Source organism: Microvirga mediterraneensis, assembly GCF_013520865.1.
GTDB classification, from domain to species: domain Bacteria; phylum Pseudomonadota; class Alphaproteobacteria; order Rhizobiales; family Beijerinckiaceae; genus Microvirga; species Microvirga mediterraneensis.
Map to the genome: position 1 here is coordinate 3,504,282 of NZ_JACDXJ010000001.1, position 14,654 is coordinate 3,518,935.

11 protein-coding genes are annotated in these 14,654 nt (G+C 64.3%); 7 read left to right on the forward strand and 4 right to left on the reverse strand.

Annotated features, from left to right (window positions below; translation table 11 throughout):
• Positions 1–10 precede the first annotated feature (10 nt).
• Positions 11–2,074 carry a sensor histidine kinase gene (locus tag H0S73_RS16490; protein ID WP_181053165.1) on the forward strand — a complete coding sequence of 688 codons (2,064 nt, stop codon included), beginning with the start codon at positions 11–13 and terminating at the stop codon, positions 2,072–2,074.
• Here the strand turns inward: H0S73_RS16490 and H0S73_RS16495 are convergent.
• Entirely contained in the window at positions 2,058–3,485 is a 1,428-nt protein-coding gene (locus tag H0S73_RS16495; protein ID WP_181053166.1) for an aldehyde dehydrogenase family protein, read from the reverse strand. The genes H0S73_RS16490 and H0S73_RS16495 overlap by 17 nt on opposite strands.
• Before the next feature lie 134 nt (positions 3,486–3,619).
• Here H0S73_RS16495 and H0S73_RS16500 point away from each other — a divergent pair, with 134 nt between their 5' ends.
• From H0S73_RS16500 to H0S73_RS16510, 3 genes are all read left to right on the forward strand, one after another.
• Positions 3,620–5,233 carry an ABC transporter ATP-binding protein gene (locus tag H0S73_RS16500; RefSeq protein WP_181053167.1) on the forward strand — a complete coding sequence of 538 codons (1,614 nt, stop codon included), beginning with the start codon at positions 3,620–3,622 and terminating at the stop codon, positions 5,231–5,233.
• Between the two features lie 13 nt (positions 5,234–5,246).
• Positions 5,247–6,719: an aldehyde dehydrogenase family protein gene (locus H0S73_RS16505; RefSeq protein WP_425488197.1), complete on the forward strand. Its 1,473-nt coding sequence runs from the start codon at positions 5,247–5,249 to the stop codon at positions 6,717–6,719.
• Between the two features lie 187 nt (positions 6,720–6,906).
• The gene (locus H0S73_RS16510) at positions 6,907–7,656 is read left to right on the forward strand and encodes an SDR family oxidoreductase (protein WP_181053168.1); all 750 of its coding nucleotides are present in this window, start codon (positions 6,907–6,909) and stop codon (positions 7,654–7,656) included.
• Between the two features lie 116 nt (positions 7,657–7,772).
• Here the strand turns inward: H0S73_RS16510 and H0S73_RS16515 are convergent, their stop codons facing one another.
• Entirely contained in the window at positions 7,773–8,060 is a 288-nt protein-coding gene (locus H0S73_RS16515; RefSeq protein WP_181053169.1) for a DUF2218 domain-containing protein, read from the reverse strand.
• Positions 8,061–8,255: 195 nt separating this feature from the next.
• Between H0S73_RS16515 and H0S73_RS16520 the strand changes: the two genes are divergently transcribed.
• The 3 genes from H0S73_RS16520 (at position 8,256) to H0S73_RS16530 (ending at position 11,740) form a co-directional block, all read left to right on the forward strand.
• Positions 8,256–9,737, forward strand: a complete 1,482-nt coding sequence (locus H0S73_RS16520) for an ABC transporter substrate-binding protein (RefSeq protein ID WP_181053170.1) — start codon at positions 8,256–8,258, stop codon at positions 9,735–9,737.
• A gap of 216 nt (positions 9,738–9,953) precedes the next feature.
• Positions 9,954–10,901: an ABC transporter permease gene (locus H0S73_RS16525; RefSeq protein WP_181053171.1), complete on the forward strand. Its 948-nt coding sequence runs from the start codon at positions 9,954–9,956 to the stop codon at positions 10,899–10,901.
• Positions 10,898–11,740 (forward strand): ABC transporter permease, encoded by an 843-nt coding sequence (locus H0S73_RS16530; RefSeq protein WP_181053172.1) that lies wholly within the window; start codon positions 10,898–10,900, stop codon positions 11,738–11,740. The genes H0S73_RS16525 and H0S73_RS16530 overlap by 4 nt, the downstream gene beginning before the upstream one ends.
• Before the next feature lie 126 nt (positions 11,741–11,866).
• On the opposite strand, the gene H0S73_RS16535 is transcribed toward H0S73_RS16530, so the two are convergent.
• Both H0S73_RS16535 and H0S73_RS16540 read right to left on the reverse strand, forming a co-directional pair.
• Positions 11,867–12,865 (reverse strand): LLM class flavin-dependent oxidoreductase, encoded by a 999-nt coding sequence (locus H0S73_RS16535; protein WP_181053173.1) that lies wholly within the window; start codon positions 12,863–12,865, stop codon positions 11,867–11,869.
• A 167-nt stretch (positions 12,866–13,032) separates the two neighbouring features.
• Complete coding sequence (locus H0S73_RS16540) at positions 13,033–14,121, reverse strand: TRAP transporter substrate-binding protein (protein ID WP_181053174.1); 1,089 nt, start codon at positions 14,119–14,121, stop codon at positions 13,033–13,035.
• Between the last annotated feature and the right edge of the window lie 533 nt (positions 14,122–14,654).

The following is a 14,654-nucleotide window of genomic DNA, read 5'->3' on the forward strand; positions in this document are numbered from 1 at the left end:
GAGCGTTTGCATGACACTGACGAGGCGTCTGCTTCTTCTTGCTGTGATTTCGGTTCTTCCGGCGATTGTCATCTGGACTTACACGGAAGTCTCGCTGCGACGCGCCCGGGAAGCCGAGGTGAGCGATCTCGCCCTCCGACAGGCCCAATTGGTGGATGCGGAAATAGAGCGGATCTTCGATGGCATTCACAGCCTTCTGCTGGCCGTGGACGAGTCCCCGTCCATCCGCTCCTTCGACACGGCGGCGTGCAGCTCCTACATGAAGGCCATTCAGGAGAAAGTGCCCTATGTGCTGTCCTTCGTGGCGATGGACATCAGCGGGCACATTCGCTGCCGTCCGACCGGGACCATCGACACGCAGCACTATTTTTCCGACCGCTCCTATTTCCATCGAGCCTTGGGAGACAAGGATCTCGTCGTCGGAGACTATACTCCGGTCTTCGAGGAAGGCGCCCTCGCTCCGCATCCCGTCCTCCCCCTTGCCCTGCCGATCTGGAACGACAGGGGCGATGTGGTCGGCGTCCTGGCTGCGGCGCTCGATCTCACATGGCTCGGCCAGAAGCTGAAGGAGCGCACTGTTCCGAATGACGGCTCCCTGACGATCTCCGACCGGAGAGGCGTCGTGCTTGTGCAGAATCCCCACCCGGAACGCCTGGTCGGGAAGGTTCTGCCCCCGGAATACATGCGTCAGGCCAAGGCGAAGGATCCCGGGACTGTGGATACCACGAGCCTCGACGGCGTCCGCCGCATCATCGGCTACATCCCGATCGCCACGCCGCCCCACGACATCTACATCAATGTGGGCCTTTCGACGAAAACCGCCTTCGCGTCCATCAACCAGGCGGCAAGGCGCGGCTTCATGCTCATCGCGGCTGCGCTCATCCTGGCCATGTCCCTGTCCGCCCTCCTCAGCCGCGCCTTCATCACCAAGCCCTTCGAGCTCGTGACAGACGGCATTCGCGCCTGGCGGCAGGGCGACTACCAGGCGCGGATCGACCTGCCCGGAAAATCCGGGGAGTTCGGCATACTGGCCCGGGCGTTCAACGACCTGATGGACGATGTGGCCGAACGGCAGAAGGCGCTTCAGGCCAGCGAGGAGCGCGCGCGCCTCGCCCTCGAGGCGGGCCACATGGGAACCTGGTGGTTCGATCCCAACAAGAACGCCGGCGGCTGGTCCGCACAGGCGGCGACTATGCTCGGCCTGACACATGCCACCGAGACCATGGACAACCGGTACTGGCTTGAGATCATCCATCCCGAAGACCTGGATCGCGTCATCCAGAGATGGTACGACGCCGTCAAGAACCACAGCGATTACCAGGACGAGTACCGGATCCAGCTCCCGAACGGCAGCTTGCGCTGGATCAATTCCAAGGGCCGCGTTTTCTACGACATCCAGAGAAGGCCAGCCTATTTCATCGGCATCTTCCAGGACATCACGGAGCAGAAGCACGCGGAGGAGCAGCAGCGCTTCTTCCTGGACGAGCTGAACCACAGGGTGAAGAATACTCTCACGACCGTGCAGTCGATCGCGTCCCAGACCCTGCGCACCACGGAGACCCCCACCCAGTTCAAGGAGGCCTTCGAGGGCCGCCTGCTCGCGCTCTCGAAGACGCACAACCTGCTGACCCGCAAATCCTGGCGCGAGGCGGAGCTGCGCGACGTGGCGGAGCAGGAGCTGGCGCCCTATCGCAAGCAGGGCGACGAGCGGGTCGTGCTGACCGGCCCAGATGTCAGGCTCCCGGCGCGCTATGCCATCAATCTCGGGTTGGTTCTGCACGAGCTGGTGACCAACGCGGCCAAATACGGGGCGCTCTCGACCAATTCGGGGCTTCTCGACGTGACGTGGTCGATTACCGAGAGCGAGGACCGTCCCGATCAGTTGCGCATCTGCTGGACGGAAAGCGGCGGCCCTCCCGTGGCGCCGCCGAAACGTCAGGGCTTCGGCTCGCGCCTGATCCGCCGCAGCATCGAGGGGGAGCTCGGTGGCTTCATGGTGCTCAACTTCGCGGAAGGCGGCATTTCCTACGACATCTCCGTGCCGCTGGCGCATTCCTCTAGCGTAGCAGCATAGACAGGAGGCGGTTCATGCGGCCGCCATAGGGCGGCTTCGTCATGCCGGCCCCATTGAGGCGGGCCTGCCGGAAGACCGCTTTCGCATGGCTGAAGGTCTGGAAGCCCGCCTCGCCGTGATAGGCGCCCATCCCGCTCGGACCCACGCCGCCGAAGGGCAGTTCCTCCTGTACGCAGTGGAGAAGCGTATCGTTGACGGTCACCCCGCCGGAGACGGTCCGCTCGAGGATGCGGTCGATGCTCCTGCGGTCGTGGCTGAACGGATAGAGCGCCAGCGGATGTGGGCGCGCCGCGATGAATCGGCAGGCCTCGTCGAGGTCCTCATAGGTCACTACCGGCAGCACCGGGCCGAAGATCTCCTCGCTCATGACGAGCGCGCGCTCCGGTACGTCCGTCAGGACCACTGGCGTCATCTTGCGCCGCGATGGATCGAGGGCCTCCCCGCCGGGATTGATCTCATGCGCCCGAGCGCCGCAGGACCGTGCGTCCTCGACGAGCTGACGAAGGCGGTCGAAATGCCGCTCGTTGACGATTGCCGTGTAATCGGGATTGTCCGCGAGGGTCGGATAGAGCCGCGTCGCCGCGCCGCGAAAGGCCGCGATGAACGCGTCCTTCATGCCGCGCGGCAGAAGCACGTAATCGGGCGCGATGCAGGTCTGCCCGGCGTTGAACAGCTTGCCCACGGCTATCCGCTCGGCCGCCTTTTCGACCGGATAATCCGCCGCCACGAGAGCAGGAGATTTTCCTCCCAGCTCCAGCGTCACCGGCACGAGATTCTCGGCCGCCGCCTGCATGACCTGACGCCCGACCGCCGTGGAACCGGTGAAGAACAGATGGTCGAGCTTCAGGCGCGAGAAGGCCTTCGCCACATCCGGTCCGCCCTGCACCACCGCAACTTCCGTCGGGTCGAACACCTCGCCGATGACCTGTTCCAGGAGGGCGGAGGTACGCGGTGTGATCTCGGACGGCTTGATCAGGATCCGGTTCCCGGCCGCCAGCGCCCCGGCGAGCGGGGAGAGCGTGAGCTGGATCGGGTAGTTCCAGGGACTCACGATGCCGACGACGCCGAGAGGCTGGTAAATCACCCGGCCCCGGCCCGGCTGGAACATGAGCGCGATCGGCCGACGCCGCGGTTTCATCCATGCGCGGAAATGTTTTCGCGCGTGACGCAGGGCGGCCACCACCGGATAGATGTCGGCGAGCTTCGTCTCATGGAAGGAGCGATGCCCGAAATCGGCCGCGATGGCGCTCGCGAAATCATCCGCGTGGCGGAGGATGGCCTGTGCCAGTCCCTCGAGGCTCTCGGCCCGCCGCTCAGGCATCAAGGGGCCGCGCTCGGCCAAGGCGGCGCGCTGCGCGTCGAGACAGGCCCGCAGCCTGTCCTTCACCGGATTTGGAACGACGTCGTGCACGTGGTCGGGGCTCCTTCCTGATGAGTGTGATGATATGGCGGAGCCGGCACCATTCTCAACATGATGCCGGACAAGACGGATTGACGAAGCGGCAGAGATCGCAAGGATGAGCGTCCAACCTCAGCAGGAGCAAGATGTTGAGCCCTCCCTCCCCCGTGCTGTCGATCCAGAACCTCTCCATCGGCCTTCCTGCCCTGGCCGACCGGCAGCATGCGATCAAGGATCTGTCGCTCTCCATCAACCCGGGGGAGACGCTCTGTGTCGTGGGCGAATCCGGGTCCGGCAAGTCCATGACCGCCATGGCGGCCATCGGTCTGTTGCCGCCGGGCGTCGCGGTGCTGTCGGGTTCGATCCGGCTCGGCGGACGCGATCTCCTGGCCCTCGACGAGGCCGGCTGGTGCGACGTGCGCGGCCGGGAGGTCGGCACCGTGTTCCAGGAGCCGATGACATCCCTCAACCCGGTCATGCGGGTGGCGGACCAGATTGCGGAGACGTTCCGGGCACACGGCCTTCTCAGCCCCGCCGAGCGTGAGAACCGCGTCCTCGCTCTTCTCACGGAGGTCAATCTGCCGAACCCCGAGCTGATCGCCAAGGCCTATCCGCACGAACTCTCGGGAGGGCAGCGCCAGCGGGTGATGATCGCCATGGCGCTCGCCCTGGAGCCGAAGCTCCTGATCGCCGACGAACCGACGACGGCTCTCGACGTGACGACCCAGGCCCAGGTTCTGAAGCTCATCGACAACCTGCGTCGAAAGAAGGGCACGGCGGTGCTCTTCATCACCCATGATTTCGGCGTCGTCGCCGAGATCGCCGATCGGGTCGCCGTGCTCCAGCACGGCGAACTCGTCGAGCAGGGCCCCGCAGAGGACGTGCTGACCCGTCCGCAGCACCCTTACACGAAACGCCTCCTGGCGGCGGTGCCCTCCTTGACGCCGCCCGCGCCGAAGCAGCTTGCCGGACAACCCATTACCCTGAAGGTCGACGGCCTGACGAAGGCTTACGGCGGGCGCGGCTTCTTCCGCAAAAGCCGCGAGGTCCAGGCCGCCGATGCGGTGAGTTTCGACATTCGGCGCGGCGAGACTTTGGGCCTCGTCGGCGAATCCGGGTCCGGCAAGTCGACCGTGGGGCGCTGCGTCCTGCGCCTGATCGAGCCGGACGGCGGGACCATCGAGATTGGAGACCTGGATTTCAGCGGATTGTCACAGCGCGAGCTGCTGCCTTACCGCCGCCGGATCCAGATGGTGTTCCAGGATCCTTTCGCCTCCCTCAACCCGCGTAGAACCGTGGGTCGCATCATCGCGGAAGGGCCGGTCACGCAGGGGGAGGACCCGGCCGAGGCCCTGGAGGAGGCGCGCAGTCTCCTGGAGAAGGTGGGCCTGCCGGCCAAGGCCATCGAGCGCTATCCGCATGAGTTCTCGGGCGGACAGCGGCAGCGCATCGGCATCGCCCGGGCCCTCGCCATGAAGCCCGACGTGCTGGTGGCCGACGAGGCCGTCTCGGCCCTCGACGTCTCGGTCCAGGCGGAGATTCTCAAGCTGATCCGGGGACTTCAGGAGGAACTCGGCCTTGCCATCCTGTTCATCACCCACGATCTGCGGGTCGCCGCCCAGATCTGCGACCGCGTGGCAGTTATGCAAAAAGGCCGGATTGTGGAAATGGCCGAAACCGCGCAACTCTTCGCGCATCCGCGGGCCGCGTATACGCGCCAGCTCCTGGCCGCCGTGCCTGGCATGAACAAGATGATTTAGGGAGACGATATCCGTGAACGATCAGGTCAGCGCGCCCCTCGCGCCCAACATGGTGTTCCAGAACCTCATCGGGGGCCAGGAGCGTCCGGCGTCCGACGGAATGACCCTCGATGTTCTCTCGCCGGTCGACGGCTCGCTCCTCGCCCGGATCGCGGCCGGAACGGCCCACGACATCGACGAGGCTGTGAAGGCAGCCCGCGCAGCTTTCGAGGGCGCCTGGGGAAAGCTGACGGCGACCGAGCGCGGACGCCTGCTCATGAAGCTCGCGGCGGCCGTCGAGGCCCGCGCGGACGAACTCGCGATTCTTGAAAGCCGCGACAACGGCAAACCCCTGCGCCAGTCGCGTGCCGACGCCATCGCGCTCGCCCGCTACTTCGAGTTCTACGGCAGCGCCGCCGACAAGCTGCATGGGGACGTGATCCCTTACCTCAACACCCATTTCATCGGCGTCGAGCGGGTGCCGCACGGGGTGACCGGCCATATCGTGCCGTGGAACTATCCGATGCAGATCTTCGGCCGCTCGGTCGGCGCGGCGCTCGCGGCCGGCAACGCGACGGTCGTGAAGCCGGCGGAGGACGCCTCGCTGACGATCCTGCGCGTCTCGGCGCTCGCCCGCGAAGTGGGCTTTCCGGACGGCGCGCTCAACGTGGTGACCGGCCTCGGCCGCACGGCCGGTGCGGCGCTCGCCGCCCATCCGGGCATCGACTTCCTGTCCTTCACCGGCAGCCCTGAGACCGGCACGGCCGTCCAGACGGCAGCGGCCCGGAACCATGTGGGCGTCACCCTCGAACTCGGCGGCAAGTCGGCCCAGGTCGTCTTCGACGATGCAGATCTCGAACGCGCCCTGCCGACCCTCGTCAACGCCATCATCCAGAATGGTGGCCAGACCTGCTCGGCCGGCAGCCGCCTGCTGATCCAGCGCGGCATCTTCCAAGACGTGGTCGACGCGGTGGCCGAGCGCTTCCGCACGCTTCGGGCCGGACATCCCGAGCGCGAGCCCGATCTTGGGCCGATGATCAATCAGGCCCAGCAGCGCCGCGTCCTGGGCTACCTGGAGCGGGGCCGCAACGAGGGCCTCAACGTCATCGGCGAAGGCGTGGTGGCGCTCGATGCGCCGGCCGGCGGCTATTACGTGGCGCCGGCCTTCCTGGCGCCGGTCCCGCATGAGAGCCTCCTGTCCCAGGAAGAGGTCTTCGGCCCCGTTCTGGTGGCGACGCCCTTCGACGACGAGGCTGAGGCGATCCGGCTTGCCAACGGCACACCCTACGGCCTGGCCGCGGGCGTGTGGACCCGCGATGCCATGCGCTCGACGCGCGTCGCCCGCTCCATTCGGGCGGGTCAGGTTTTCGTGAACTGCTACGGCGCCGGCGGCGGCATCGAACTGCCCTTCGGCGGCTTCGGCCGCTCGGGCCACGGCCGCGAGAAAGGCTTCGAAGGCCTGGTCGAGTTCACGACGACCAAGACGCTCGTCATCGCGCATGGGTAAACGGCCAGAGCTTGCCTCTGCGATGTCATTACCGTCCTTGTGCCGGTGACCTCGATTGCATGAAGCGCCGAGCTTCTCCGTATCGAGATGGCCGGCACGAGGCCGGCCATGACGTCGTGCAACGGCTCGTCCACTTCATCACTCCTCCCCACAAATGGGGAAAAGTACACATTGAAAGGGAAGAAACATGAATCGCCTTGAAGGCAAGGTGGCGCTGGTCACGGGCGCCGGCTCCGGTTTCGGTCTGGGCATTGCGGAGACCTTCGCCCGCGAGGGTGCGAAGGTTGCGATCATCGATATCAACGAGGCGGCGGCCAAAACGGCCGCGGAGAAGATCGGCTCCTCCGCCATCGGCCTTGCCGCCGACGTCTCGAAGGCTGCCGACGTGAACGACGCGGTCGAAAAGACCGTTGCGGCCTTCGGCAAGCTCGACATCGTCGTCAACAACGCCGGCATCAGCCACCGCAACCGACCGATGCTGGAGGTGGAGGAAGACGAGTTCGACCGGGTCTTCGCGGTCAACGTGAAGTCGATCTATCTCTTTGCCAAGGCCGCCGTGCCGCTGATGCAAAGCCAAGGCGGCGGCGCGATCATCAATGTCGGCTCGACGGCAGGGCTGCGCCCGCGCCCCGGCCTCACCTGGTACAACAGCACCAAGGGCGCCGTGCACACCATGACGAAGTCCATGGCCGTGGAACTCGCGCCCAGCAAGGTTCGCGTCTGCGCCCTCGCTCCCGTGGCCGGCGAGACGCCGCTTCTCGCCACCTTCATGGGCGAGGACACGCCACAGAAGCGCGAGCTGTTCGTCAACTCGATCCCGCTCGGCCGCTTCTCGACCCCCCAGGACATCGCCAACGCGGCCCTATACCTCGCTTCGGACGAGGCCAGCATGATCACCGGCGTGGTGCTGGAGGTCGACGGCGGACGGTGTATCTGAGACGATCATTCTCTAACGTCATCACCGGCCCCGTGCCGGTGATCTCGATTGCTTGAGGCTCAGCGCTTCACCTTATCGAGATGGCCGGCACAAGGCCGGCCATGACGACAGGGGGCTCAGCCCTTCTCCCACTCGAACGGCAGAGGCGCCTCCTTGAAGGCGAAGCGGTCGAGATGGGACGCGACGACGCCCTTCATCCGCTGTAGGGTCTCGTCGTCCTTTGCTTCCACGCTGACCGTCAAGGCATCGGAATCGGCCTTCATCGTTGCGACGGCGGCGGGGAATCTGACGATTCCCCCATTGTCCGAGAGCTGGACATCCAGCTTGTGACTCCAGTGCTTGCAAAGCTGCTGGAGGTATCGGGCTCCGTTCGCGGTGGGCACCCGAGCGGTTTCAAGAGCCATGTCAAAGCCTTTCATTCCACCGATCGCCATGAGGCGGCCAGTCCCGGCGGTTCTCTTCGCCCCGAGGTTTAAGTCCCGGCTCGGCCGAAGTTAAGTGAAGAATCGGTAATGAGCATCTTCCATCCGGCGCGGTCCTGCGTAAGCTGAGGCCACCGCGACCTGTCGCATCTCCCACTGGATGGAGTTCAAGCCCTGATGACGAAGCGCCTTCTGACTGCCGCTCTCCTTCTCACCGTCAGCGTCATCCCGGCCTTTGCCGCCAAGACCTCCCTCGTGGTGGGCATGCCCATCGAGCCGCCGGGCCTCGATCCGACGATCGCCGCTCCCGTGGCGATCCGTGAAGTGACCTGGGTCAACCTCTACGAGGGTCTCGTGCGCATCGACCGGGCCGGCAAGGTCCAGCCCCTGCTGGCAAAGAGCTGGGAGGTCTCGCCGGATGGCCTGACCTATACCTTCCGCCTGCAGGAAGGCGTGAAGTTCCATGACGGCTCGGCCTTCGACTCGGCGGATGTGAAATTCGCCTTCGATCGCGCCCGTGATCCGAAATCGACGAATGCGCAGAAGCAGATCTTCGCGCCGATCACGTCCATCGAGACTCCCGATCCCACGACCGTGGTGATCAAGCTCAAGGAGACCTCGGGCAACTTCCTCTACTACCTCGGCTGGGGCGACGCGGTGATCGTTGCGCCCGAGACCGCAGCCAACAATGCGGCCAATCCGGTTGGAACGGGGCCCTTCAAGTTCAAGTCCTGGACACGCGGCGACCGGGTGGAACTCGTGCGCAACCCGGATTACTGGCAGAAGGACAAGATCAAGCTCGACAGCGTCACCTTCCGTTTCATCAGTGACGCGCAGGCCCAGGTGGCAGCCCTCAAGGCCGGCGACGTGGATGCCTTTCCCAATCTCGGCGCGCCGGAACTCTTCGCGGAATTCCAGAAGGATGCGCGTTTCAAGGCGGTCGCGGGCAATACGGAGGGCGAGGTCGTCGCCGGTATGAACAATGCCAAGAAGCCCTTCGACGACGTGCGCGTGCGCCGCGCGCTCATGCATGCGGTGGATCGCAAGGCGCTGGTCGAGGGTGCCTATTCGGGCTTTGGCCAACCGATCGGAAGCTTCTTCTCGCCCAACCATCCCGCCTTCGTGGACATGACGAGCGTCATTCCCTACGACCCCGAGAAGGCGAAGGCTCTTCTGAAGGAAGCGGGCTACGACAACGGCCTGTCGATCACCATCAAGAGCCCGCAGATGGCCTATGCCAGCCGCTCGGCCGAGCTCCTCTCCGCCATGCTGTCCGAGGTCGGCGTCGACCTGAAGATCATCCCGACGGAATTCCCGGCGAAATGGATCGAGGAGGTGTTCAAGGCCAAGGACTACGACATGACCATCGTGGCCCATGCGGAACCGCTCGACATCGATATCTTCGCCCGCGACAACTACTACTTCAATTACAAGAACGACACGTTCAAGACGTTGGTCGCGGACGCCGCCAAGACCACGGACGAGAAGGCGCGCTACGCGAAATATGCGGAAGCGCAGAAGATCCTGGCCGCAGACGTCCCTGCCCTCTTCCTGTTCCAGCTGCCGAAGCTCGGCGTGTGGAACGCGAAAGTGAAGGGTCTGTGGGAGAACTCGCCGATCCCGTCGAACGACGTGACGGAGGTCTCGTGGAGCGAGTGAGGCGGCGCGTCTTTGCGCCCGCTCCTCTGAACACCCTCTGCACGTCATGGTCGTCCCCGGACTTGATCCGGGGACGACCATCTCGATTGGAAGAACGCCTCGCTCTTCGGATTGGGATCATCGGCACGAGGCCGGTGATGACGTAAGAGGGTGATCCTCGATAAGACCACCCATAACCCTCACCACAAGGGGGTGGGAACGGATAGTCTCTGAATCATGCTACGTCTCATCACCTCGCGCCTCGTCTCGCTGGCGCTCACGCTGCTCGCCGTCTCGCTGGCGATCTTTCTCATCCTGGAAGTGCTTCCGGGTGATCCGGCGGCCATCATGCTCGGCACGGCGGCCCGGGAGGACACGCTCGCGGCCCTGAGGCAGGAGCTCGGGCTCGATCAGCCGGCGTTCCTGCGATACCTGCATTGGATCGGCGGCATCCTGCACGGCGACCTCGGACAGTCGATCACCTACAAGATGCCGGTTGCGACCCTCGTGGCCGAGCGCATGAACGTGACCCTGCCGCTGAGCCTGCTCGCGATCCTGATCTCGACAGCGCTCGCCCTGCCGCTCGGCGTCGCGGCCGCGGCGCGGCGCGACGGGATCGTGGATCGCGCCGTGCTCGTGTTCAGCCAGCTCGGCGTCGCGGTGCCGAACTTCTGGATCGGCCTTCTGTTCATCCTCTTCTTCTCGACCTGGCTCGGCTGGTTTCCCGCTGGCGGGTTCCCCGGCTGGAGCGCAGGCGTCTGGCCGGCCTTCCAGGCGCTCCTTCTCCCTGCGGTGGCGCTCGCCCTGCCGCAGGCGGCCGTGCTCACCCGCGTCACGCGTTCGGCGACGCTGGAAGTGATCGGCGCCGATTTCGTGCGCACCGCCCGCGCCAAGGGTGTCGACAAGAGCGGCACCTTGCGCCGTCACGTGGTGCCGAACGCGCTCATTCCGGTCACGACGATTCTCGGCCTGCAGCTCTCGTTCTTCTTCGGCGGCGCGATCCTCGTGGAGAACGTATTCAACCTTCCAGGCCTCGGACGGCTGGCCTATCAGGCGCTCAACCAGCGCGACCTCGTGGTGATCAAGGACATCGTGCTGATCTTTTCCGGACTTGTGATCGTCGTGAACTTCATCGTCGATATAGGCTATGCCATCCTCGACCCGCGCCTGAGAGGCCGGTCATGAGCAAGCGTTCCCGCATCCCGCTGAACTCGGCTCTTGTCATCGGAGGCATCCTGACGACGCTTCTGATCGTCACCGCACTCCTTTCGCTCGTCTGGACGCCGGAAGTGCCGACGCGCGTGCGCATCGCGATGCGCCTCAAGGCTCCGGGAGAAGTCGGCATCCTCGGCACCGATCATTTCGGACGCGACGTCGCTTCGCTCCTCATGGTCGGGGCGTGGAACTCCCTCGCCATCGCGTGGCCTGCGGTTCTGCTGGGAGCGGCCGTCGGCACAGCCATCGGCTGCGCGGCCGCCGCCTGGAAGGGCATCGCCGACGAGATCGCCATGCGCGTCTCGGACGTGGTCTTCGCGTTTCCCGCCGTGCTTTCCGCCATCATGATCGGCGCCCTGGTGGGCTCCGGCCCGCTCGCCGCAATTCTGGCGATTGCGGTGTTCAACATTCCCGTCTTCGCCCGCGTCACGCGCGGCGTCGCGCTCCAGGTCTGGACGCTCGACTACATCGCGGCGGCCCGCGCCATCGGCAAGCATCCTCTGCGGATCACATGGGAGGACGTGATGCCCAACATCGCGGGCGCTCTGATCGTTCAGGTGACGATCCAGCTCGCGCTCGCCATCCTCACCGAAGCGGGCCTGAGCTATCTGGGCCTGGGCGTACGCCCGCCCAATCCGAGCTGGGGCCGCATGTTGAGCGACGCCCAGACCTATCTCTCACAGGCTCCTCACCTCGCCATCGCGCCCGGCATCGCCATCGCGCTGTCGGTGCTGGGGCTGAACCTGCTGGGAGACGGATTGCGAGACGCTCTCGATCCGACCTTGAAGGGACGAGGCGCGGCAGCTTAAGGGCATGACAACTTTCATGCCCCTTCCACGTCATCACCGGCCTTGTGCCGGTGATCTCGATCGATTGAGGAATGGCGCTTTCAGTATCGGGATGGCCGGGGCGACCCCAACCATGACGGAAAGAGTTTACGCCGCCTTCTTCATCCCCTTATGAACCTCGCTCAGGATCTCGTACGAGCGCAGGCGCTTGGAATGGTCGTAGATCGCCGCCGCGACCATCACTTCGTCGGCGCCCGTCTGCGCGATGAAGCCTTCCAGGCCTTCCTGCACCGTCCTGGCGGATCCGACGAAGGAGCAGGACAGCATGTTCATGGCCTGCGCCTTCTCGTGGGGGGACCAATAGCTCTCGATGTCGTCGATGGGCGGCTGGAGCTTGCCGCGGGCGCCGCGGAACAGGTTCGTGAAGGATTGCTGCGCCGAGGTAAAGAGATGGCGCGCCTCCTCGTCCGTATCGGCGGCGATCACGTTGACGCCCACCATGGCATAGGGCCGGTCGAGCTGGGCCGAAGGCTGGAAGCGCTCGCGGTAGACCTGGAGCGCCTGCATCAGGGCGCCGGGCGCGAAATGGGACGCGAACGCGTAAGGCAGGCCCAGCATGGCGGCGAGCTGCGCGCCGAACAGGCTCGAGCCGAGAATCCAGATCGGCACGTTCGAACCGGCTCCCGGCACGGCCTGGATCACCTGATCCGCCTGGACGGGCCCGAGGAGCGCCTGCAATTCGAGCACATCCTGCGGGAAGGTGTCGGCAGATGTGGGATCGCGGCGAAGGGCGCGCAACGTCCGCTGATCCGTCCCTGGCGCACGGCCGACGCCGAGATCGATGCGCCCCGGGAACAGGGCATCGAGCGTGCCGAACTGCTCGGCGATCACCAGGGGCGAGTGGTTCGGAAGCATGATGCCGCCCGCGCCGATCCGCATGGTCTTCGTGCCGCCGGCCACATGGGCGATCACGACGCTCGTCGCGGCACTCGCGATGCCGACCATGTTGTGATGCTCGGCAAGCCAATAGCGGTTGTAGCCCCAGGCTTCAGCGTGCTGCGCCAAGTCGAGCGTGTTGCGCAACGCGTCGGAAGGCGTGAAGCCTTCTGGAACGGGCGCGAGGTCGAGGACCGAGAACAAAGGCATGAATCATCTTTCTGGTGCGGTTCAAAGCCGAACAAGGGTTGCCATCAGATCATCATTCCATGGGCCGGATGCAACCCTGCAGCCTCCCATTTGAGGCACACCAGCCCTGCAACGAAAAACCCGGCGCTTGAGACGCCGGGTTTCGCACGAGAATACTCGCGTCAGGCTTAGCCGCGGGTGCGGGCGCGGATCATGTAGGTGTCGAAAGCGTATTCGGCCACTTGGAACCAGAGATATTCCTCGTTGCGGAAGGCGCGGAGCGAGTCGATCATCTTCTTGAAATCCGCGTTCTGCGCGGAGATTTCCGCATAGACCTCGTTGGTCGCCTTGTAGGCGGCGTCGAGGATCTCCTGAGAGAACGGGCGCAGCTGGGCACCGGCGCCGACCAGGCTGCGCAGGGCGGCCGGGTTCTTGGCATCGTACTTGGCGAGCATGTCCATGTTCGCGGCCATGCAGCCTGCCTGCAGGATCGCCTGATAATTCTTCGGCAGCGACTCCCACTTGCCCTTGTTGAACAGGAAGTGGAGCGTCAGGCCGCCTTCCCAGAAGCCTGGATAGTAGTAATACGGTGCAACCTTCTGGAAGCCGAGCTTCTCGTCGTCATAGGGGCCGATCCACTCGGCGGCGTCGATGGTGCCGCGCTCCAGGGACGGGTAGATGTCGCCGCCCGCCACCTGCTGCGGAATGACGCCGAGCTTCGCCATCACCTGGCCGGCGATGCCGGCAATGCGCATCTTGAGACCCTGGAGATCCTGAACGGTCTTGATCTCCTTGCGGAACCAGCCGCCCATCTGGGTGCCCGTGTTGCCGCCCGGCAGGGCATAGAGGTTGTGCTTCGCCATGAAGTCGTTGACGAGGCCGATGCCGCCGCCGTGATACTGCCACGCATTGAGCTGGCGTGCATTGAGCGTGAACGGCACGGCAGCCGCAGCCGCGAAGGTCGGATCCTTGCCGACATAATAATAGGCGGCCGTGTGGGCCATTTCGACCGTGCCGCCCGAGACGGCATCCGCGGCCTGGAAAGTGCCGACGATCTCGCCGGCGGAGAACGGCTGGATCTGGAACCGGCCTTCGGTCGCTTCCGACACATACTTCGCCAGGAAGTCCGCTCCGCCATAGATGGTGTCCAGAGACTTCGGGAAGCCCGATGTGAGACGCCAGCGAATTTCCGGATTGGACTGAGCGATGGCGGGCTTGGCAACCGCGCCGGCAGCGAGGCCTGCACCGGCGGTTGCGAGAAAGTGACGGCGTTTCATTGGAGCCTACTCCAGTTCGAGGGCTGTCGCGCTTTGAGAAAGAGTCGGTAACAAGGGATGACCAATCCGAGTAAAGTTAGACGAAAGATGAAACTCGCATAGCTTCCAATCAGGCTGCAGAGCGCCTCACCGAGCGCTTGCCACGGCTATTTCAGAGCCAACCCGTTGATATCTTGGGGATGTTGCACCACCCAAAAATGCAAAGCTCCTGGCCGAACGTAGTTTCAAAAATCGCTAGGCATGAATTCAACGCAAGGGATGCCCGCCAAGCTTGCATAGGTAGCATGCCATGATCGGCCAAAGCCAAGGATTGTCTCGGGTTCAACCTTTCAGCTCACACCCGCCCGCCCGTCTCACCATGATATAAAGTAAATGAAATTAATCATCTTTTCGATAGAAAGTTATCTCTAATAAATTATCTGCAGATTATATAATTTACTTAAATTTGTATCAGTATAACTAACTTCTACCCCTTACGAGGCATCCAATTACTTTCCATAAAACACAGATTTGCCACAATCTTTAATTGAGCT

What these genes read in the sequence shown, in the direction of transcription:
- H0S73_RS16490 (WP_181053165.1), top strand. Translation starts at nt 11, where the DNA reads ATGACACTGACGAGGCGTCTGCTTCTTCTTGCTGTGATTTCGGTTCTT.
- H0S73_RS16500 (WP_181053167.1), top strand. Translation starts at nt 3,620, where the DNA reads ATGTTGAGCCCTCCCTCCCCCGTGCTGTCGATCCAGAACCTCTCCATC.
- H0S73_RS16510 (WP_181053168.1), top strand. Translation starts at nt 6,907, where the DNA reads ATGAATCGCCTTGAAGGCAAGGTGGCGCTGGTCACGGGCGCCGGCTCC.
- H0S73_RS16515 (WP_181053169.1), bottom strand. Translation starts at nt 8,060, where the DNA reads ATGGCTCTTGAAACCGCTCGGGTGCCCACCGCGAACGGAGCCCGATAC.
- H0S73_RS16520 (WP_181053170.1), top strand. Translation starts at nt 8,256, where the DNA reads ATGACGAAGCGCCTTCTGACTGCCGCTCTCCTTCTCACCGTCAGCGTC.
- H0S73_RS16525 (WP_181053171.1), top strand. Translation starts at nt 9,954, where the DNA reads ATGCTACGTCTCATCACCTCGCGCCTCGTCTCGCTGGCGCTCACGCTG.
- H0S73_RS16530 (WP_181053172.1), top strand. Translation starts at nt 10,898, where the DNA reads ATGAGCAAGCGTTCCCGCATCCCGCTGAACTCGGCTCTTGTCATCGGA.
- H0S73_RS16535 (WP_181053173.1), bottom strand. Translation starts at nt 12,865, where the DNA reads ATGCCTTTGTTCTCGGTCCTCGACCTCGCGCCCGTTCCAGAAGGCTTC.
- H0S73_RS16540 (WP_181053174.1), bottom strand. Translation starts at nt 14,121, where the DNA reads ATGAAACGCCGTCACTTTCTCGCAACCGCCGGTGCAGGCCTCGCTGCC.